The organism is Kitasatospora sp. NPDC059408, from assembly GCF_042751525.1.
GTDB lineage: Bacteria > Actinomycetota > Actinomycetes > Streptomycetales > Streptomycetaceae > Kitasatospora.
In genome coordinates, this window is the sequence record NZ_JBHYWI010000061.1 from 24,707 (window position 1) to 44,475 (window position 19,769).

A 19,769-nucleotide genomic window follows, 5' to 3' on the forward strand; every position below is an offset into this window, starting at 1 on the left:
TTGACGTAGCATCGGGGGCGTGAACCCGTACTGGCGCGTCGCGCTGCCACCGCTCCGCGCCTGATCGGGCGCGCGCAGGTGATCTGACCCGCGGCCCCGGCCGGCCCCTGCCGCCGGGGGTCCGTCGCGTGCGCCCGTTTTCGAAACCAGTCCCAAGACGGTCTTCGACGACGGAAGTTCACCACTGTGCCGAACCGCACTCGTACCCGCACGTCCGCCCGCCCCGCCCCCGCCCCCTCGGCGGCTCCCGCCCCCGGCCGCCTGCGCGGTCCGCTGCCGATCCTGGCCGCCGCCGTGCTCTGGGGCACCACCGGGACGGCGAGCTCCCTCGCGCCCGCCGGTGCGCCCCCGGCGGTCCTCGGGGCCGCCGCGCTCGTCCTCGGCGGGCTCCTCCTGTTCCTCTCCAGCCGCGACGCCCGCGCCCTGCCCGGGGCGTGCACCCGCGGCGAGCGCCGGCTGCTCGCCCTCGGCGCCGTCGCGGTGGTGGGTTACCCGCTCACGTTCTACCCGGCCGTGACGCGCACCGGCGTCGCCGTCTCCACCGTGATCGCGCTCGGCAGCGCCCCCGTGTTCACCGGCCTCCTCGGCTGGATCGCCGGGCGGCAGCTACCGGGCACCCGGTGGGCCGTCGCCACGGCTGCCGCCGTCCTCGGCTGCGCGGTGCTCGTCCTCGGTCCCGAACTCACCGGTGGCGGTGCGCCGGTGGACCTCCTCGGCGTGCTGCTGGCCGCCCTCTCCGGGCTCTCGTACGCCGCGTACTCGCTCATCGGCGGCGCACTGATCGGGCGCGGGCACGCGTCGGCCGGGGTGATGGGCGCGATGTTCGGCGCGGCCGCCGTCCTCGTGCTGCCCGTCGTGGTGTTCGGCGGCGGGCCGTGGCTGGTCTCGCTCCGGGGAGCGGCCATCGTGCTCCACCTGGCCGTGATCACGACCTTCCTCGCGTACCGCCTCTTCGGCCACGGCCTGCGCCGCACCACGGCCCAGACCGCCACGACGCTCACCCTCGCCGAGCCCGCCGTCGCCGCCCTCCTCGGCGTCGCGGTGCTCGGCGAACGGCTGCCGGCCGTCTCGTGGTCGGGCCTCGGCATCCTGGCCGCCGGGCTGGCCCTCCTCGCCTTCGGGTGATCTTGGCGGGTCGTCGGCGCGGCCCCGGGCGGTCGGCGGGCTACTTCGGTATCTCTTGCCGGGACCGGGAGTTGGTGGACGAAGCGTTCGCCCCTCGTCCGCCGACTCCGTGACGACCGGAAGGATTTGCCGACCATGAAGCTCGTACGACGGATCGCCGCCGCGGCCACCGGCCTCACCCTCGCGCTGGGTGGTGTCGTCGCCCTCGCGCCGGCCGCGAGCGCGACCGCGCAGGGCTGCTTCTACTACGTCCTGGAGAACAAGCCGGACGCCGACGCCCAGATCGCGGAGGACGCCTGCCTGATCGGCGCGGCCGGGGGCCAGGCCGCCTTCCAGAACTGCTACCACCTCCTGCGGGAGGACTACGTCCCCGCCGTCATCGCCGGCAACGCCTGCCGCCGCGCCGCGCAGGAGTAACGGCCGGCGGGCCGGCCGCCGCAACACAACGGGCCCCCGGACGGTCACGCCGTCCGGGGGCCCGTTCGTCACGTCGGGGCGATCAGCACTCGATGACGTTCACGGCGAGGCCGCCGCGGGAGGTCTCCTTGTACTTGATCTTCATGTCGGCGCCGGTCTCCTTCATCGTCTTGATCGCCTTGTCGAGCGAGACGTGGTGCCGGCCGTCGCCGCGCAGGGCCATGCGGGCGGCGGTGACGGCCTTGACGGACGCCATGCCGTTGCGCTCGATGCACGGGATCTGGACCAGGCCGCCGACCGGGTCGCAGGTGAGGCCGAGGTTGTGCTCGATGCCGATCTCGGCGGCGTTCTCGACCTGCTCGGGGGAGCCGCCGAGGACCTCGGCGAGGCCGCCCGCGGCCATCGAGCAGGCGGAGCCGACCTCGCCCTGGCAGCCCACCTCGGCGCCGGAGATGGAGGCGTTCTCCTTGAACAGCATGCCGATCGCGCCGGCCGCGAGGAGGAAGCGGACGATGCCGTCGTCGTCGGCGCCCGGGATGAAGTTCAGGTAGTAGTGCAGGGTGGCGGGGATGATCCCGGCCGCACCGTTGGTCGGCGCGGTGACCACCCGGCGGCCGGAGGCGTTCTCCTCGTTGACCGCCATCGCGTAGAGCGTCACCCACTCCATCGCGTTGGCCGGGCCGATGCCCTCGGCGCGCAGCGCGCGGGCCGCGGCCGCCGCCCGGCGGCGCACCTTGAGGCCGCCCGGCAGGATGCCCTCGCGGGACATGCCGGCGCGGACGCACTCCTGCATGACCTGCCAGATCTCCAGCAGCCCGGTGCGGATCTCCTCCTCGCTGCGCCAGGCCTTCTCGTTCTCCAGCATCAGGCCGGAGATCGACAGCCCGGTCTCGCGGGTGAGGCGCAGCAGCTCCTCGCCGGTGCGGAAGGGGTACTTCAGCGCGGTGTCGTCCGGCTTGACCCGGTCGGCGCCGATCGCGTCCTCGTCGACGACGAAGCCGCCGCCGACCGAGTAGTAGGTCTTCTCCAGCAGCGTCGAGCCGTCGGCCGCGAACGCCCACAGGGTCATCCCATTGGCGTGGTACGGCAGCGAGCGGCGCCGGTGCAGGATCAGCTGGGTGTCGGGGTCGAAGTCGATCGGGTGCTCGCCGAGCAGGCTGAGCCGCTTCTCGGCGGTGATCCGCTCGACGTCCCGGTCGGCCTGGTCGACGTCGACCGTGCGCGGGGAGTTGTTCTCCAGGCCGAGCAGGACGGCCTTCGGGGTGCCGTGGCCGTGGCCGGTGGCGCCGAGCGAGCCGTACAGCTCGGCGCGGACGCTCACCACCCCGGGCAGCAGGCCTTCGGACCGCAGCCGCCGGGCGAACATCCGGGCGGCGCGCATCGGGCCGACCGTGTGGGAGCTCGACGGGCCGATACCGATGGAGAAAAGGTCGAAGACACTGAGGGCCACGGGGGGACGTCCTTGTCTGGTCTCGTGGACGGACATTGCGTTGCTGTGCGTAGGCGCAGCATGAGGAGGGGCACCGCGCGTCTTTCCAGTGTGCGCGGTGCCCCGGAAACTCCCGTGGACGACCGGCGTGAGGCCGGTCACCCACCCCCGGCGATCAGAGGTTCGGGTAGAGCGGGTACTTCTCGGCCAGCGCGGTGACGCGGGCCTTCAGGCCGGCGGCGACGGTCTCGTCGAAGCCCGGCTTGAGGGCCTCTGCGATGATGTCGGCGACCTCGCGGAAGTCCTCGGCGCCGAAGCCGCGGGTGGCGAGGGCCGGGGTGCCGATGCGCAGGCCGGAGGTGACCATCGGCGGGCGCGGGTCGTTCGGGATCGCGTTGCGGTTGACCGTGATGCCGACCTCGTGGAGGCGGTCCTCGGCCTGCTGGCCGTCGAGCTGGCTGTTGCGCAGGTCGACCAGCACCAGGTGCACGTCGGTGCCGCCGGACAGCACGGAGGCGCCGGCCTCGGCGACGTCGGCCTGCAGCAGGCGCTCGGCGAGGATCCGGGCGCCGTCCAGGGTGCGCTGCTGGCGCTCCTTGAACTCCTCGGACGCGGCGACCTTGAACGCGACGGCCTTGCCCGCGATCACGTGCTCCAGCGGACCGCCCTGCTGGCCGGGGAAGACCGCGGAGTTGATCTTCTTGGCCCACTCGGCCTTCGACAGGATGACGCCGCCGCGCGGGCCGCCCAGGGTCTTGTGGGTCGTGGTGGTGACGACGTCCGCGTACGGCACCGGGTTCGGGTGCAGGCCCGCGGCCACCAGGCCGGCGAAGTGCGCCATGTCCACCATGAGCAGGGCGCCGACCTCGTCGGCGATGCGGCGGAACTCGGCGAAGTCGAGCTGGCGCGGGTAGGCGGACCAGCCGGCGATGATCAGCTTCGGCTGGTGCTCCTTGGCGAGGCGCTCGACCTCGGCCATGTCGACCTGGCCGCTCTTCTCGTCGACGTGGTACGCGGCCACGTTGTAGAGCTTGCCGGAGAAGTTGATCTTCATGCCGTGGGTCAGGTGACCGCCGTGGGCCAGGCTCAGGCCCAGGATGGTGTCGCCCGGCTGGATCAGCGCGAACATCGCGGCGGCGTTGGCCTGCGCGCCCGAGTGCGGCTGGACGTTGGCGTGCTCGGCGCCGAACAGGGCCTTGATGCGGTCGATCGCGATCTGCTCGACGACGTCGACGTGCTCGCAGCCGCCGTAGTAGCGGCGGCCGGGGTAGCCCTCGGCGTACTTGTTGGTGAGCACCGAGCCCTGGGCCTCCATGACCGCCACCGGGGCGAAGTTCTCGGAGGCGATCATTTCCAGGGTGGTCTGCTGGCGGTGCAGCTCGGCGTCGACCGCGGCGGCGATCTCCGGGTCGAGCGAGTGCAGGGATTCGTTGAGAACCGTCATGGTGTGGTCTTCCCGGGGCGAAGGAGGAATCGGGACCGCCGCGCGAAGTGCGCCCTCGGAAGGGCGGCGGCGGGTGACGGGTGGGCGGTGAGGGGGGCGGGCCGCCGCGCTGCGGCCCGCCGCGCCAAGGGCCTGGTCAGCCGCCGATGAAGGCGGTGTACTCGTCGGCGCTGAGCAGCTCGTCGGTGGACTCCACCTTGACCTTGAACAGCCAGCCGCCCTCGAACGGGGCGCTGTTGACCAGGGCGTTGTCGTCCAGGACGTCCTGGTTGACCTCGACGACCTCGCCGGTCACCGGGGAGTACAGGTCGCTGACCGACTTGGTGGACTCCAGCTCGCCGCAGGTCTCGCCGGCGGTCACCTCGTCGCCGACCTCGGGCAGCTGCACGTAGACGATGTCACCGAGCGCGTCCGCGGCGTGCTTGGTGATGCCGACCGTCGAGACACCGTCCTCGGCGGCCGTCAGCCACTCGTGCTCCTTGGTGTACTGCAGGTGCTGGGGGTTGCTCATGGCGTCATTCTCCAGGATGGGAAGCGGGTACGACGAAGCGGGCCGCCGCGCGGACGGCTTCGTCGCGGATCAGTGGTGACCGAGGGCCCGGGAAGATCCTCAGCGGGCGCGCTTGTAGAACGGCAGGGCGACGACCTCGACCGGCTCGTGCTTGCCGCGCACGTCCACCGCGACGGCGGTGCCGGGGGCGGCGTGGGCCGCGTCCACGTAGGCGATCGCGATCGGCTTGCCCAGCGTCGGGGACGGCGCGCCCGAGGTGATCCGGCCGATCGGGGCGCCGTCGGCGGAGACCACCGTGTACTCGGCGCGCGGCACGCGCTTGCCCTCGGAGACCAGGCCCACCAGGACGCGCGGCGGGGTCGACTCCGCCTCGGCGGCGGCCTTCTCCAGGGCCTTGCGGCCGACGAAGGCGCCGTCGTTGGTGGTCTTGTCGAAGCGGACGACCCGGCCGAGGCCGGCGTCGAACGGGGTCAGGTCGGTGGAGAGCTCGTGCCCGTACAGCGGCATGCCCGCCTCCAGGCGCAGGGTGTCGCGGCAGGACAGGCCGCACGGCACCAGGCCGTGGCCCTCGCCGGCGGCGGTCAGCGCCTGCCAGACCGGCTCGGCGTCGGCCGGGGCGCAGAAGATCTCGAAGCCGTCCTCGCCGGTGTAGCCGGTGCGGGCGAGCAGCACGTCCCGGTCGGCCACCCGGGCCGGGAGGATCGCGTAGTACTTCAGGCCGGGCAGGTCGGCCTCGGTGGTCTTCGCGAGGATCGCGGTGGACTCCGGGCCCTGGACGGCGATCAGCGCGTAGGTGTCGCGGTCGTCGGTGACGACGGCGTCGAAGCCCTTGGCGCGGGCGATCAGCTCGTCCAGCACCAGCTGGGCGTTGGAGGCGTTGGCGACGACGAGGAAGGAGTCCTCGCGCAGGCGGTAGACGATCAGGTCGTCCAGGATGCCGCCGTCCTCGGCGCAGATCATGGTGTAGCGGGCGCGCAGGACGCCGAGGGCGGAGACGAAGCCGACCAGCGCGTGGTCCAGCATCTCGCCGGCCTGCGGGCCGGTCACGGTGATCTCGCCCATGTGGGACAGGTCGAACAGACCGGCCTTGGTGCGGACGGCGAGGTGCTCCTCGCGCTCGCTGCCGTAACGCAGCGGCATGTCCCAGCCGGCGAAGTCGGTCATGGTCGCGCCGAGGGCGCGGTGCAGCGCGTCGAGCGCGGTGAGGCGGAGGGACGACATGGCCTGGGAACTCCTCGGTCTGGGCACTCAGGGGTGCACGCGCCGGACCGGACCCGCTCGGGGACCGACTCCTGCGCGCGGGCATGCGGCGGCGTGGGTCTCCCCATCTGTCGTCGAACCTGAGAGCTTCACCGCGCAGCGGCCCGTCGCTGTTTCCAGCTTTCCGGACAGGATGGCGGCTTGCACCGTGGGTGGGCGCACGACAGGCCGTGCGCCGCTTTCCAGATGTGCCTAACCCGTGCGGTAGGGGGGCCTGAGAGATTCCGGGGAGGACTTGCTCCTTCGGCGCCGGCCGTGCCACCAGACGGGGCACTCCGGACTCTCCCGCGCGGGTTCGAGCGGCCGGTATGGAGTTAGTGGGGCCGACTGCGCACGACGCCGTCGGACGCGCACATCATGGCACGTCCGCGGCACCGATGGGAGGGGGGACCCGGTCACACACCACAGGGGACCCGGCCACACGCCACACAAGGGAACACGCACCCTAGACTGCTGCGCGTCGGCAGCAGTGGGCGGCCGACCGGCAGAGGGCGGTACAGGGGCGCATGGGGTACCCGGTGGAGCAGCAGCAGGGGTGGGGCGGCCCGGACACGCCGCCGCCGGGCGGGGCCTGGCCGGCCAACGAGCTGGAGCAGGTGCTCACCGCCGCGCTGGGCGATCCGGGCGCGACGCCGCGGGTGGTCGAGGTGCTGGCCCGCAGCCAGGTGTGGATCCCGCTGCCCGCCGGCGGCGACCCGCAGGGGCAGTCGCTGGACCTGCCGACGATCGAGCTGGGCGGCGAGCCGTACGTCCCGGTCTTCTCCTCGCAGGAGGTGTTCCTCCAGCAGGCGCCGGGGATGGCGTTCGCGGTCGCCCCGGCCTGGGAGTTCGCCCGCGGGCTGCCGCTGGGCGTCGGGATCGCCGTCAACCCCGAGGCCGCGGTGGGCATCCCGGTGCCGCCGCAGGGCGTCGCCGAGCTGCGCCGCGGTCCGCGCGAGGACCGCTGGGAGGACCCCTCGGCGCCGACCGGTGGCCGGGTCGCGCTGCGCGAGCCCGTGCCGGGGGAGGATCCGGAGCACTTCCTGGCCGTCTGTCGGGCCGAACTCGCCGCCCTGCCGGGAGTGTTGACCGCGCGCCGCGCGCTCGCGAGCATCGAGGGCGAGCCGACCGTGATGTTCATCGGCGTGCAGCTGGACCCGGCCGCCCCGGCCGACCCGGCGGCGGTGAACGAGGCGCTCGGCCGCGCGCTGGGAACCGCGCCGCTGCCCGGCGGCGTCCACCTCGTGCTGCTCGACCTCGCCGACGATCCGGTGGTCGAGTGGCTGCTCACCCGGGTGCTGCCGTTCTACGCGCGGGTGTGACGGGGTTCGTTCGTAGGCACGTCGCCGTGGCGTCGGCCGGTGCCGCGCCATAGGGTGCGTGCAGACGGCCGACGGGCCGGCGGCAGGTGAGGAAAGAGGCGCGGCGAGGTGGGCGCATGAGTGCGGGAGCGGTGTCCGGTGGTGCACCGGGGCCCTGGGGCCAGGCACCGGCCGGACGCCCCGGCGCGGATCCGGGCGTGCTGGAGCGCGCGCTGCGCGAGGTCGCGCCGGAGCGCTACGAGGCGTACGAGCAACTGCTCCGCGCCCTGGCCGAGGGCCAGGTCTGGATGCTGCTGTGGCACGGCACCCCGGGCAGCCCGGACGCCCAGTACGGGAACATGGAGATCAGCGGCCACGGCTACGCGCCGGCCGTCACCTCCCCCGAGCAGCTGGCGGCCTCCGGCTGGGCGCGTGCCCACGAGGTCGTCTCCGGGCGCGAGATCGCCGCGTCGCTGTACCGCACCCGCTGGGGCCTGTGGCTGAACCCGCACGCCCCGGGCGGCGGGGTCGGCGTGCCGTGGGCGGACCTGCGGCGGATCGCGGGGGGCCTGGACCGGCTGCCGGCCGGGCCGCTGAGGCTCAGCGAGCCGCAGGTGAACGCCCAGCAGTTCTTCGCGCTGCTGGAGCACCAGGCGCGCGAGGTGCGGGCCGTCCGGGCGCTGCGCCGGGCCTGGGTGCAGCCGGCCGTGGGCGAACCGTACCTGGCCATCGGCCTGGACCTGTACGACGGCTCCCCGCCGGCCGTGGAGGCGGTGCGCGCGCTGATGCAGCGGGCGATCGCGGTGGCCCCGGAGGGGCTGGCGGTGTCCACGGTGGCGATGGCGGACGAGTACGACCCGGTGGCGCTGTGGATGCGGGCCAAGGCGCGGCCGTTCTACGACCGCGAGGCGGCCGGGCTCGCCCGGCCGACCGGTGCCTACCCGCCGGTGCCGCCGCCGGGCCACCAGGCGCCGCCGTACTACCCGCAGCAGACCGGGCCGGGCTGGCACGGGCAGCCGCAGCCGCCCCAGCGGCCGTGGCCCGGATACCCGGGGCGCTGAACCGCTAAACCCGCCAAAACCCATTTCCAGAAGCCGACTTGACTTTGCGTCAGGTCGGCTTCGGCGTTTTCCGGACGACTTCGCGGCTGCGGGTGTCAGGCATCTTGACACGGTTATCACGACCGTGTGAAGAGGGATATGCCGATGATCGTGGAGGTGCATGCACGCAGATCACAGTTGGGCATCTGTCGCTTGGCAGGGCTGGCGCAAGCCAGTTCGGATGGCAGAGAGTTCTGCGCAACGCACCGCGCGAACTCGGAACCCCACAAAGGTCAACGCGCACGCCGACCGCTCCAGCCACGCGACGCCCATCCCGCGTGGTGGCAGTGCACCGTGCACGACGCACTGCCGCACTGCCGCGAAACCCCGCTCCTTAGCACCTCCGCACGTCCGCATAGCCGCACCGCCGAAGCCGGCGACCGGCACCCGTGGGCCGGCCACCGTCGGCGAGGGGACCTACTGACATGACCACATCCGTCACCACCGCCGGGAACGATCCGGAGGCACCCGCCCCCGCGAGCCCGGCCCAGAAGATCGAGGGCCGCTCCCTCGGCCAGATCGCCTGGACCCGTTTCAAACGGGACAAGCTGGCCGTCGTCGGCGGCATCGTCGTGATCCTGCTGATCCTGCTCGCCGTGCTGGCCAAGCCGATCGAGGGACTGTTCGGCCTCGACCCGGACGCCTTCAACCAGGACCTGCTGGACGCCAACCTCGGCGGTCTGCCGCTCGGGGACTGGGGCGGCATGAGCTGGGACCACCCGCTCGGCGTCGACCCCCTCACCGGCCGCGACCTGCTCGCCCGTGTCATCGAGGGCTCCTGGGTCTCCCTGCTGGTCGCCTTCGGCGCGACGCTGCTGTCCAACACGATCGGCACCGTGCTCGGCGTCATGGCCGGCTACTACGGCGGCTGGGTGGACACGCTGATCAGCCGGATCATGGACGTCTTCCTCGCGTTCCCGCTGCTGCTCTTCGCGATCGCGATCTCGACCTCGCTGCAGGGCGGCGCGTTCGGCCTGCACGGCCTCCCGCTGCACCTCCTGGTGCTGATCTTCGTGATCGGCTTCTTCAACTGGCCCTACATGGGCCGGATCGTGCGCGGACAGACCCTCTCGCTGCGCGAGCGGGAGTTCGTGCACGCGGCCCGCAGCCTCGGCGCCCGCGGCCCGTTCATCCTGTTCAAGGAACTGCTGCCCAACCTGGTCGGTCCGATCCTGGTCTACTCGACCCTGCTGATCCCGACCAACATCCTCTTCGAGGCGGGCCTCAGCTTCCTCGGCGTCGGCATCCAGCCCCCGCAGGCCTCCTGGGGCGGCATGCTCAACGACGCGATCAAGTACTACCAGGTGGACCCCCAGTTCATGGTGGTCCCCGGTCTGGCGATCTTCCTCACCGTGCTCGCCTTCAACCTGCTCGGCGACGGGCTGCGTGACGCCCTCGATCCCAAGAGCAACTGACCCTGCGTCAGGAACCTTCACCGTTTCCACATCCTCAAGGGGTTGATCTCACCCATGCGTAGGTCCCGTACCGTCGCGCTGACCGCGGTGGCAGCTGCCGCAGTCCTCGTCGTGACCGGATGCACGTCCAGCAAGACCACAGGTGGCTCCTCCAGCAGCGCGGCCGGCGGCGGCGCCGACGCCGCCACGAAGGGGGTCGTCAACGCCTCGGACAAGAAGGGCGGGACGGTCACCTACGAGATGAAGGGCACCCCGGACTCCTTCGACCCGGGCAACACCTACTACGCCTACATCTACAACTTCTCGCGCCTGTACGGGCGTCCGCTGACCACCTTCGCCCCGGGCCCCGGCGCGCAGGGCAACAAGCTCGTCCCGGACCTCGCGGCCGGCCTCGGCCAGCCCAGCGCCGACGGCCTGACCTGGACGTACAAGCTGCGTCCCGGCCTGAAGTACGACGACGGCTCCGCGATCACCTCGAAGGACGTCAAGTACGCCGTCGAGCGCTCCAACTTCGCGCCGGACGTGAACTCCAACGGCCCGACCTACTTCCACGACCTGCTGGTCGACAACGCCACGCCTTACCAGGGTCCGTACAAGGACAAGGAAGGCGGCCTGAACTCGATCGAGACCCCGGACGACCTGACCATCGTCTTCCACCTGAAGCAGCCGTTCGCGGACTTCGACTACCTGGTCAGCGCCCCGCAGACGGTCCCGGTCCCGCAGGCCAAGGACGACGGCGCCGGCTACGTCAAGCACGTGGTCTCCTCGGGCACCTACAAGTTCGCGTCCTACGACGACGGCAAGCAGCTCTCCCTGGTGCCGAACACCAACTGGGACCCGAGCACCGACCCGATCCGCAAGCAGCTCGCGGACAAGATCGTGGTCAAGATGGGCATGGACCAGGCCACCATCGACAAGGACCTGATCGCCGGCAACGCGCAGGTCGACCTGGTGGGCCTGGGCGTCGACCCGCAGACCCAGGCGCAGATCCTGCAGAACCCGAAGCTCAAGGCCAGCAGCGACAGCTCCTACGGCGGCCGCCTGATCTACACCGCGATCAACACCAAGGTCGCGCCGTTCGACAACGTCGAGTGCCGCAAGGCCGTCCAGTACGCGATCGACAAGCTCTCGGTGCAGACCGTCGAGGGCGGCCCGATCCGCGGTGCGATCGCCAGCACCGTGCTCCCGCCGGACATCCCGGGCCACCAGGACTTCAACACCTGGGCGACCCCGGACAACAAGGGTGACGAGGGCAAGGCCAAGGACGCCCTCAAGGCCTGCGGCAAGCCGGACGGCTTCAGCACCGTGATCTCCGCCCGCACCGAGCGCGACCCCGAGATCCAGGCGGCGACCGCGATCCAGGCCGCGCTGAAGAAGGTCGGCATCAACGTCGAGATCCAGAAGTACCCGCAGGGCAAGTACTTCTCGGACAACGCCGGTTCCCCGCAGTTCACCCAGGACCACAACATCGGCCTGATGATGATGCAGTGGGGCGCCGACTGGCCGACCGGCTACGGCTTCCTGCAGCAGATCGCCGACGGCCGCGCCATCAAGGCCTCCGGCAACAGCAACCTGGCCCAGCTGAACGACCCCGCGATCAACAAGCTGCTGGACGACGCGATCGCCAACACCGACCAGGCGGCCCGCGAGAAGATCTACGGCGACATCGACAAGAAGATCATGGACCAGGCGGTCTACGTCCCGCTGATGTACGCCAAGGTCTTCCTGTACCGCCCGGACAACGCCACCAACCTGGTCTCCACGTCGGCCTTCTCGGGCCAGTACGACTACCTGAACATCGGCACCACCAAGTAAAGAGCCTGGCTCCGCATCCCTGAAGGCAGGTGAAGGCAGCGGCGCCCGCCACCGTCCGGCAGACCCCGGACGGTGGCGGGCCGCCGGAGCCGCCCAACTGTGTTTGCCTACATCATCCGCAGGACATTCGCGGCCGTCGTACTGCTGCTGGTGGTCAGCGCGGTCACCTTCGCGATCTTCTTCCTGCTCCCGCGCATCGCCGGCGAGACCGCCGACCAGCTGGCCGCCCAGTACGTCGGGAAGAACCCGTCGCCGGAGGCGATCGCGGCCGTCAAGAGTAACCTCGGGTTCGACCAGCCGCTGTACACCCAGTACTGGAACTTCCTGAAGGGCCTGGTCGGCGGCGCCGAGTACAAGTTCGGCCCGGACCCGGTCACCTGCCACGTACCGTGCTTCGGCTACTCCTTCAAGAACCACCTCGAAGTCTGGCCCGAGCTCACCAAGCGCATCCCGATCACGCTCTCGCTGGCCATCGGCGCGGCCGTGCTCTGGCTGGTCTCCGGTGTCACCACCGGCGTCATCTCCGCCCTCAAGCCGCGCTCGGTCTTCGACCGCATCGCCATGGGCATCTCGCTCGCCGGCGTCTCGCTGCCGGTCTTCTTCACCGGCGCGCTGCTGCTCACGGTCTTCAGCTACGAGTGGCCGATCCTGGACAACCTCCAGTACGTCGACTTCACCGACGACCCGATCATGTGGGCCCGCAACCTGATCCTCCCGTGGATCTCGCTGGCCTTCCTCTACTCGGCCCTCTACGCCCGGCTCACCCGCGCCGGGATGCTGGAGACGATGAGCGAGGACTACATCCGCACCGCCCGGGCCAAGGGCCTGGTCGAGCGCAAGGTCGTCACCCGGCACGGGCTGCGCGCCGCGCTCACCCCCGTCGTCACCATCTTCGGCATGGACCTCGGCCTGCTCCTCGGCGGTGCGCTCATCACCGAACAGGTCTTCTCGCTGCAGGGCGTCGGCGCCTTCGCCGTCCAGGCGATCTCCGACAACGACCTGCCGAAGATCCTCGGCGTCACCCTGCTCGCCGCCTTCTTCATCGTCGTCTGCAACCTCGTGGTCGACCTCCTGTACGCCCTCGTCGACCCCCGGGTGAGGCTCTCGTGACCGAGCTCCAGAAGACCACGGCGCCCGCCGCGCAGACCCCGGCCGGCGACCCGTTCCTCTCCGTCCGCGACCTGCGGATCCACTTCGACACCGACGACGGCCTGGTCCGCTCGGTGGACGGGGTCAGCTTCGACCTGCACAAGGGCCGCACCCTCGGCATCGTCGGCGAGTCCGGCTCCGGCAAGTCCGTCACCTCGCTCGGCATCATGGGCCTGCACCGCTCCAAGCGGGCCCGGATCAGCGGCGAGATCCGGCTGAACGGCGAGGAACTGGTCTCGGCCGGCCCGGAACGGGTGCGCCAGCTGCGCGGCCGCGAGATGGCGATGATCTTCCAGGACCCGCTGACCGCGATGCACCCCTACTACACGGTCGGGGCGCAGATCGTCGAGGCCTACCGGGTGCACCACCCGGACGCGTCCAAGCGGGCGGCCCGCGCCCGCGCGATCGAGATGCTCGACCGCGTCGGCATCCCGCAGCCCGACCGCCGCGTGGACGACTACCCGCACCAGTTCTCCGGCGGCATGCGCCAGCGCGCGATGATCGCCATGGCCCTGGTCAACGACCCCTCCCTGCTGATCGCCGACGAGCCCACCACCGCCCTGGACGTCACCGTCCAGGCGCAGATCCTGGACCTCATCCGCGACCTCCAGGAGGAGTTCGGCTCCGCCGTCATCATCATCACCCACGACCTCGGGGTGGTCGCCGAGCTCGCCGACGACATCCTCGTCATGTACGGCGGCAAGTGCATCGAGCGCGGCCCCGCCGAGACCCTCTTCGACGCGCCCGAACACCCCTACACCTGGGGCCTGCTGGGCTCCATGCCGCGCCTCGACCGGGAGCTCCAGGACCGGCTCGTACCGGTCAAGGGCACGCCGCCCAGCCTGATCAACGTGCCCGGCGGCTGCGCCTTCCACCCGCGCTGCCCGTACGCCGGGCAGACCGGCGGGCGCTCCACGAGCGAGGTCCCGGTGCTGGCCGAGGCCGCGCCCGGGCACCACGCGGCCTGCCACCTCGCGGCCGCCGAGCGGCACCGCATCTTCGCCGAAGAGATCGCGCCCCGGCTGTGAGCCCGGCCTCGTACCACCTTTCTGGAGAGAACCGATGACGGACACTCAGGCGGCCGCGCCCCAGGCACAGTTGAACGGGGCGTCGCCGGCGCCCGCCTCCGACCGCGAGCCGCTGCTGAAGGTGACCGGCCTGACCCGGCACTTCCCGATCCGCGGCGGGCTGCTGCGACGCCAGACCGGCGCGGTGCGGGCCGTCGACGGCATCGACTTCACCGTCAACGCCGGCGAGACGCTGGGCGTCGTCGGCGAGTCCGGCTGCGGCAAGTCGACGATGGGCCGGCTGGTCACCCGGCTCGACGAGCCGACCGCCGGCACGATCGAGTTCGAGGGCACCGACATCACCCACCTGGGCGTCGGCGCGATGCGGCCGCTGCGCCGCGACATCCAGATGATCTTCCAGGACCCGTACTCCTCGCTCAACCCGCGGCACACCGTCGGCACCATCGTCGGCGCACCGTTCAAGCTCCAGAACGCGGTGCCGGAGGGCGGGCTCAAGAAGGCCGTCCAGGAACTGCTGGAGCTGTGCGGGCTCAGCCCCGAGCACTACAACCGCTACCCGCACGAGTTCTCCGGCGGCCAGCGCCAGCGCATCGGCATCGCCCGGGCGCTCGCCCTGCGGCCCAAGATGATCGTCGCCGACGAGCCGGTCTCCGCGCTCGACGTCTCGATCCAGGCCCAGGTGGTCAACCTGCTGGACGACCTCCAGCGCGAGCTCGGCCTGACCTACCTGATCATCGCGCACGACCTCTCGGTGGTCCGGCACGTCTCGGACCGGGTCGCCGTGATGTACCTCGGCAAGGTCGTCGAGATCGCCGACCGGGACTCGCTCTACCGCAACCCGATGCACCCCTACACCACCGCGCTGATGTCCGCGGTGCCGGTGCCCGACCCGCGCCGCCGCCAGCGCGCCGGCCGCGAGCGCATCCTGCTGAAGGGCGACGTCCCCTCGCCGATCAACCCGCCCAGCGGCTGCCGCTTCCGCACCCGCTGCTGGAAGGCGCAGGAGATCTGCGCCACACAGGAGCCCCCGCTGGCCGTCATGCGGACCGGGCACCAAGTCGCGTGCCACTTCCCCGAGCAGAGCGAGGGGAACGACTAGCACGGCCCGGAGAACACCCGGACGGGCACCCTCGTGGACGCGACGGCCTGACGCACCGGGCGCCGGAGGACGTCGGAGGGGGAGGTCCGCGCAGGTCATAGTTGTTCCCGTGACCTCGCAGATCTTCCCCTCCGACGTGCAGCAGTCGCTGGACCTCGTCGGCATCTTCGTCTTCGCCCTCTCCGGAGGGCTGCTCGCCGTCCGCAAGAACATGGACATCTTCGGGATCTGCGTGCTCGCCGAGGTCACCGCGCTCGGCGGCGGTGTCATGCGCGACCTCGTCATCGGGGCCACCCCGGTCGCCGCGTTCAGCAACCTCGGCTACTTCCTGACGCCGCTCGCGGCCGGTTTCGTCGTCTTCTTCCTGCACCCCGAGGTCGAGCGGATCAACCGCGCCGTCCAGACGCTCGACGCGCTCGGGCTCGGACTGTTCTGTGTCACCGGCACCGCCAAGGCCCACGACTACGGGCTCGGTGCCGTCGCGTCCGTCGCGCTCGGCATGGTCACCGCGGCCGGCGGCGGCGTCGTCCGGGACGTCCTCGCCGGGGAGATCCCCTCACTGCTGCGCTGGGACCGCGAGATCTACGCCGTGCCCGCCCTGGTCGGCGCCGCCCTGGTCGCCGTGCTGATCGGCCTCGACCGGCTCACCGGCGCCACCGGCACCGCCGCCGCGCTCACCGCCTTCGTGCTGCGGATGCTCGCCCTCAAGTACGGCTGGCGCGCCCCGCGGGCCTGGCACCGCAACGGTTCTCGCACCAGCGAGGAGTAGGCGAGCCGCCGTACGCCAGCGAGATCGCCTCCGCCGTGCACAGCAGCTCCGGCACCATCCGGGCCAGCTCGCCCGGCGGCACCTCGCTCACCGGCGCGCTCACCGCGCACGCCGCGACCGTCCGCCCGCCGCTGCCCGACACCGGCGCGGCCACGCACGTCACCGGCTCGCGGTGTTCGGCGGACTCCGCCGCCCAGCCCCGGCGGCGCACCGCCGCCAGCTCCGGCGGCAGCTCCTCCTCGCGGGCGCCGTCCTCCGGCCGCCCGGCCAGCAGCACCCGGCCGATCGCCGTCCCCGCGGCCGGCGCGCGCCGACCGATCCGCGACGGCCGCCGGGCGCCGGGCCCGGAGACCTCGTCGACGTACAGCACCTCGCCGTCCTCCAGCACGGCCAGCTGGACGGTGAGTCCGCTGCGCGCGTTCAGCGCGGCCAGGTACGGCGCGGCCACCTGGCGGACGTCGATCTCCTCCAGCGCCCGGTGCGCCAGCGACAGCAGCCGGCCGCCCAGGCGGTAGCGCCGGTCCGGCTGGCGCTGCGCGAAGCCGTGCTCCTCCAGCGTGCGCAGCAGGCGCAGCGCGGTGGACTTGTGGACGCCGATGCTGGTCGCCGCCTGTTCCAGGGTCACGGGTCCGTCGCCGAGCGAGCCGAGCAGCGTGAGGGCGCGGTCGACCGACTGCGACATGGCGTCCCCCGAGTTCCGACGAGAAGTGTCCGTCAGGCTAACCACCGGACGGCGCAGTGGGTCAAACCGGCGCCGGACGCGGCGGTCCCGGCTCGGACGGGTCTTTCGGATCAGGTCGCATTCTGGTGCGCAGGCCGGGAACGGTGCCGGGGACGGCCCTCTACAATCTGATGGTTATGCCATACCTGGACCATGCGGCGACCACGCCGATGCTGCCCGAGGCGATCGCCGCGATGACGGCGCACCTCGGTGTCGTCGGCAACGCCTCCTCCCTGCACGCGGCCGGCCGCCGGGCCCGCCGCGTCGTCGAGGAGGCCCGCGAGTCGCTCGCCGACTCGCTGGGCGCCCGGCCGAGCGAGATCGTCCTCACCGGCGGCGGTACCGAGTCCGACAACCTCGCCGTCAAGGGCCTGTACTGGGCCCGGCGGGACGCCGACCCGGCCCGCACACGGGTGCTGTGCAGCCCGGTCGAGCACCACGCGGTGCTCGACGCCGTGCACTGGCTCTCCGAGCACGAGGGCGCCACCGTCGAGTACCTGCCGGTCGACGGGCTCGGGCGGGTCCAACCGCAGGCGCTGCGCGACGCGATCGAACGGGACCCGGGCTCGGTCGCCCTGGTCACCGTGATGTGGGCGAACAACGAGGTCGGCACCGTCCAGCCGGTGCGGGAACTCGCGGCCGTGGCGGCCGAGTTCGGCATCCCGATGCACGCCGACGCGGTGCAGGCGCTCGGTCAGGTGGAGGTGTCCTTCGCCGACTCCGGGCTCACCGCGGTCACCGTCACCGGGCACAAGATCGGCGGCCCGTTCGGCATCGGCGCGCTGCTGCTCTCGCGCGGCGCCGCGCCCGTCCCGCTGCTGCACGGCGGCGGCCAGGAACGCGACGTCCGCTCCGGCACCCTCGACGCCCCCGCCGCGGCCGGCTTCGCGGCGGCCGCGGCCATCGCCGTCGAACGGCGGGCCGAGCACGCGGCGGCGCTCGGCGCGCTGCGGGACGACCTGATCGCCTCGGTGCTCGCCGCCGTGCCCGACGCGGTGCTCAACGGCGACCCGGCCCCCGAGGGCCGGCTGCCCGCCAACGCGCACTTCTCCTTCCCCGGCTGCGAGGGCGACGCCCTGCTCATGCTCCTCGACGCCCAGGGCATCGAGTGCTCGACCGGCTCCGCGTGCTCGGCGGGCGTCCCGCAGCCCAGCCACGTGCTGCTGGCGATGGGCGCCGATCCGCTCCTGGCGCGCGCCTCCCTGCGCTTCTCTCTCGGCCACACCTCCACCCAGGACGACGTGTCGGCCCTGGCCCAGGCGATCGCCCCCGCCGTCCAACGCGCCCGCAACGCGGGCCCGATGTCGGTCCGCCGCTAGCCGCTCCGCGGGCGCGCACTTCGGGGGTCTGAACGCCCGTCGAAGGCACGCGCCCCGGCGCTGTCGACCTGCGGCCCCCGAGCCGGCGTCCGTCGTCGGCCCGGGCCCCGGGCGGAGGCCCGATATCGGCTCGGGGAACACCGGGGGCAGCACGTACGCTTGGGGGCATCATGACTGATTTCCCGGGTGCCCCGACCGCTCCGTCCACTGGCCGTCTGCGCGTGCTCGCGGCGATGTCCGGCGGGGTGGACTCCGCCGTCGCCGCCGCCCGTGCCGCCGAAGCGGGGCACGAGGTGACCGGCGTCCACCTGGCGCTGTCGTCGAACCCGCAGTCCTTCCGTACCGGCGCCCGCGGCTGCTGCACCATCGAGGACTCCCGGGACGCCCGCCGTGCCGCCGACGTCATCGGCATCCCCTTCTACGTGTGGGACCTCGCCGAGCGCTTCCGCGAGGACGTGATCGACGACTTCGTCGCCGAGTACGCGGCCGGCCGCACCCCCAACCCCTGCCTGCGCTGCAACGAGAAGATCAAGTTCGCCGCGCTGCTGGACAAGGCGGTCGCGCTCGGCTTCGACGCCGTCTGCACCGGCCACTACGCCCGGATCGTCGACCTGCCGGACGGCCGCCGAGAGCTGCACCGCGCGGTGGACGCCGCCAAGGACCAGTCGTACGTGCTCGGCGTGCTGGACGCCGACCAGCTGGCCCACTCGCTGTTCCCGCTCGGCGACACCACCAAGGACGTCATCCGCGAGGAGGCCGAGCGCCGGGGCCTGGCCGTCGCCAAGAAGCCGGACAGCCACGACATCTGCTTCATCGCGGACGGCGACACCCAGGGCTTCCTCGCCAAGCACCTCGGCACCGCGACCGGCGACATCCTCGACGTGGACGGCACCAAGCTCGGCGAGCACGACGGCGCGTACGGCTTCACCATCGGCCAGCGCAAGGGCCTGCGGATCGGCCGCCCGGCGCCGGACGGCAAGCCGCGGTACGTGCTCGACATCTCGCCGGTGAACAACACCGTCACGGTCGGCCCGGCCGAGGGCCTGGACGTGGTCGGGCTGACCGCGATCCGCCCGCGCTGGTGCGGGGGCGAGCCGGCCGCCGACGGGCGCTACACCGCCCAGCTGCGCGCGCACGGCGAGGAGGTGCCGGTCTCGGCGTCCGTCGTGGACGGCGGGCTCCGCGTCGACCTGGACTCGCCGGCCCGCGGCATCGCCCCCGGCCAGGCCGTGGTGCTGTACGACGGCACCCGGGTGGTCGGCTCCGCGACCATCGCGACGACCGAGCGCCCGGCCGTCCGGGCCTGAAACCCCGGTGAGCGGTCCCCGGTCCGCGTGATAGACCGGACGACACTATGAACATCACTGTCTTCTGCTCCGCGTACTCGCTCGACGACCGCTACACCGCCCCCGCCGCCGAGTTCGCCCGGCTCCTCGGCGAGGGCGGGCACACCCTGGTGTGGGGCGGCTCGAACGCCGGCCTGATGGGCCTGCTGGCCGACGGGGTGAAGGCGGCCGGCGGGAAGCTGGTCGGCGTCATGGTCGAGATGCTGAAGCACAAGGGGTACGACGGCGCCGACGAGCTCGTGATGACCCGCGACCTGGCCGAGCGGAAGGCGGAGCTCGCGGCCCGCGCGGACGCCATCGTCGTGCTGGTCGGCGGGCTGGGCACGCTGGACGAGGTCACCGAGGTGCTGGAGCTCAAGAAGCACGGGATGTTCGAGAAGCCCGTCGTCGTCCTCGACAGCGAGGGGTTCTACTCGGGCCTGCGCCGCCAGCTGGAGCGGATGGACGCCGAGGGCTTCCTGCCGCGCCCGCTCGGCGAGTTGATCTCCTTCGCGGACACGCCCGCCGAGGTGTTCGCGCAGCTCAAGTCCTGAGAGGATCGG

At 72.1% G+C, this 19,769-nt stretch carries 18 protein-coding genes and 1 riboswitch; of the genes, 13 read left to right on the forward strand and 5 right to left on the reverse strand.

Annotated features, from left to right (window positions below):
- Positions 1-186 precede the first annotated feature (186 nt).
- Both ACFXDE_RS31635 and ACFXDE_RS31640 read left to right on the forward strand, forming a co-directional pair.
- The gene (locus tag ACFXDE_RS31635) at positions 187-1,125 is read left to right on the forward strand and encodes a DMT family transporter (RefSeq protein WP_380498042.1); all 939 of its coding nucleotides are present in this window, start codon (positions 187-189) and stop codon (positions 1,123-1,125) included.
- 135 nt (positions 1,126-1,260) lie between these two features.
- Positions 1,261-1,542, forward strand: coding sequence for a hypothetical protein (locus ACFXDE_RS31640; RefSeq protein WP_380498043.1), 282 nt, complete (start codon positions 1,261-1,263; stop codon positions 1,540-1,542).
- A gap of 82 nt (positions 1,543-1,624) precedes the next feature.
- On the opposite strand, the gene ACFXDE_RS31645 is transcribed toward ACFXDE_RS31640, so the two are convergent.
- The 4 genes from ACFXDE_RS31645 to gcvT form a co-directional block, all read right to left on the reverse strand.
- A complete protein-coding gene (locus ACFXDE_RS31645) occupies positions 1,625-2,992 on the reverse strand; it encodes an L-serine ammonia-lyase (protein WP_380441348.1) in 1,368 nt (455 codons plus the stop codon).
- Positions 2,993-3,146: 154 nt separating this feature from the next.
- Positions 3,147-4,415: a serine hydroxymethyltransferase gene (gene glyA, locus ACFXDE_RS31650; RefSeq protein ID WP_380498044.1), complete on the reverse strand. Its 1,269-nt coding sequence runs from the start codon at positions 4,413-4,415 to the stop codon at positions 3,147-3,149.
- A gap of 136 nt (positions 4,416-4,551) precedes the next feature.
- Positions 4,552-4,926, reverse strand: a complete 375-nt coding sequence (gene gcvH, locus ACFXDE_RS31655) for a glycine cleavage system protein GcvH (protein WP_359969324.1) — start codon at positions 4,924-4,926, stop codon at positions 4,552-4,554.
- Positions 4,927-5,025: 99 nt separating this feature from the next.
- Complete coding sequence (gene gcvT / locus ACFXDE_RS31660) at positions 5,026-6,147, reverse strand: glycine cleavage system aminomethyltransferase GcvT (protein WP_380441352.1); 1,122 nt, start codon at positions 6,145-6,147, stop codon at positions 5,026-5,028.
- Between the two features lie 231 nt (positions 6,148-6,378).
- A riboswitch (glycine riboswitch) is annotated at positions 6,379-6,484 on the reverse strand.
- Positions 6,485-6,692: 208 nt separating this feature from the next.
- Between gcvT and ACFXDE_RS31665 the strand changes: the two genes are divergently transcribed.
- The 8 genes from ACFXDE_RS31665 to ACFXDE_RS31700 all read left to right on the forward strand — a co-directional run bounded on the left by ACFXDE_RS31665 (position 6,693) and on the right by ACFXDE_RS31700 (position 15,841).
- Positions 6,693-7,487 (forward strand): enhanced serine sensitivity protein SseB C-terminal domain-containing protein, encoded by a 795-nt coding sequence (locus tag ACFXDE_RS31665; RefSeq protein ID WP_380441354.1) that lies wholly within the window; start codon positions 6,693-6,695, stop codon positions 7,485-7,487.
- 116 nt (positions 7,488-7,603) lie between these two features.
- The gene (locus tag ACFXDE_RS31670; protein WP_380498045.1) at positions 7,604-8,527 is read left to right on the forward strand and encodes an enhanced serine sensitivity protein SseB C-terminal domain-containing protein; all 924 of its coding nucleotides are present in this window, start codon (positions 7,604-7,606) and stop codon (positions 8,525-8,527) included.
- Positions 8,528-8,991: 464 nt separating this feature from the next.
- A complete protein-coding gene (locus ACFXDE_RS31675; RefSeq protein ID WP_380441359.1) occupies positions 8,992-9,981 on the forward strand; it encodes an ABC transporter permease in 990 nt (329 codons plus the stop codon).
- A 54-nt stretch (positions 9,982-10,035) separates the two neighbouring features.
- Positions 10,036-11,796, forward strand: coding sequence for an ABC transporter substrate-binding protein (locus ACFXDE_RS31680; RefSeq protein WP_380498046.1), 1,761 nt, complete (start codon positions 10,036-10,038; stop codon positions 11,794-11,796).
- A gap of 99 nt (positions 11,797-11,895) precedes the next feature.
- Positions 11,896-12,906, forward strand: a complete 1,011-nt coding sequence (locus ACFXDE_RS31685; RefSeq protein ID WP_380441363.1) for an ABC transporter permease — start codon at positions 11,896-11,898, stop codon at positions 12,904-12,906.
- On the forward strand, positions 12,903-13,973 hold the full coding sequence (locus tag ACFXDE_RS31690) for an ABC transporter ATP-binding protein (RefSeq protein WP_380441365.1): 1,071 nt from the start codon (positions 12,903-12,905) through the stop codon (positions 13,971-13,973). Before ACFXDE_RS31685 ends, ACFXDE_RS31690 begins: the two co-directional genes overlap by 4 nt.
- Before the next feature lie 34 nt (positions 13,974-14,007).
- Positions 14,008-15,072 carry an ABC transporter ATP-binding protein gene (locus ACFXDE_RS31695; RefSeq protein ID WP_380441367.1) on the forward strand — a complete coding sequence of 355 codons (1,065 nt, stop codon included), beginning with the start codon at positions 14,008-14,010 and terminating at the stop codon, positions 15,070-15,072.
- A 109-nt stretch (positions 15,073-15,181) separates the two neighbouring features.
- Positions 15,182-15,841 (forward strand): trimeric intracellular cation channel family protein, encoded by a 660-nt coding sequence (locus ACFXDE_RS31700; protein ID WP_380441369.1) that lies wholly within the window; start codon positions 15,182-15,184, stop codon positions 15,839-15,841.
- Here the strand turns inward: ACFXDE_RS31700 and ACFXDE_RS31705 are convergent.
- Positions 15,777-16,523 (reverse strand): IclR family transcriptional regulator, encoded by a 747-nt coding sequence (locus ACFXDE_RS31705; RefSeq protein ID WP_380498047.1) that lies wholly within the window; start codon positions 16,521-16,523, stop codon positions 15,777-15,779. The genes ACFXDE_RS31700 and ACFXDE_RS31705 overlap by 65 nt on opposite strands.
- Positions 16,524-16,699: 176 nt before the next feature.
- Here ACFXDE_RS31705 and ACFXDE_RS31710 point away from each other — a divergent pair, with 176 nt between their 5' ends.
- The 3 genes from ACFXDE_RS31710 (at position 16,700) to ACFXDE_RS31720 (ending at position 19,760) form a co-directional block, all read left to right on the forward strand.
- Positions 16,700-17,881, forward strand: a complete 1,182-nt coding sequence (locus tag ACFXDE_RS31710; protein ID WP_380498048.1) for a cysteine desulfurase family protein — start codon at positions 16,700-16,702, stop codon at positions 17,879-17,881.
- Between the two features lie 170 nt (positions 17,882-18,051).
- The gene (gene mnmA / locus ACFXDE_RS31715; protein ID WP_380441375.1) at positions 18,052-19,188 is read left to right on the forward strand and encodes a tRNA 2-thiouridine(34) synthase MnmA; all 1,137 of its coding nucleotides are present in this window, start codon (positions 18,052-18,054) and stop codon (positions 19,186-19,188) included.
- 47 nt (positions 19,189-19,235) lie between these two features.
- Positions 19,236-19,760, forward strand: coding sequence for a TIGR00730 family Rossman fold protein (locus ACFXDE_RS31720; RefSeq protein WP_380498049.1), 525 nt, complete (start codon positions 19,236-19,238; stop codon positions 19,758-19,760).
- Positions 19,761-19,769: the final 9 nt, after the last annotated feature.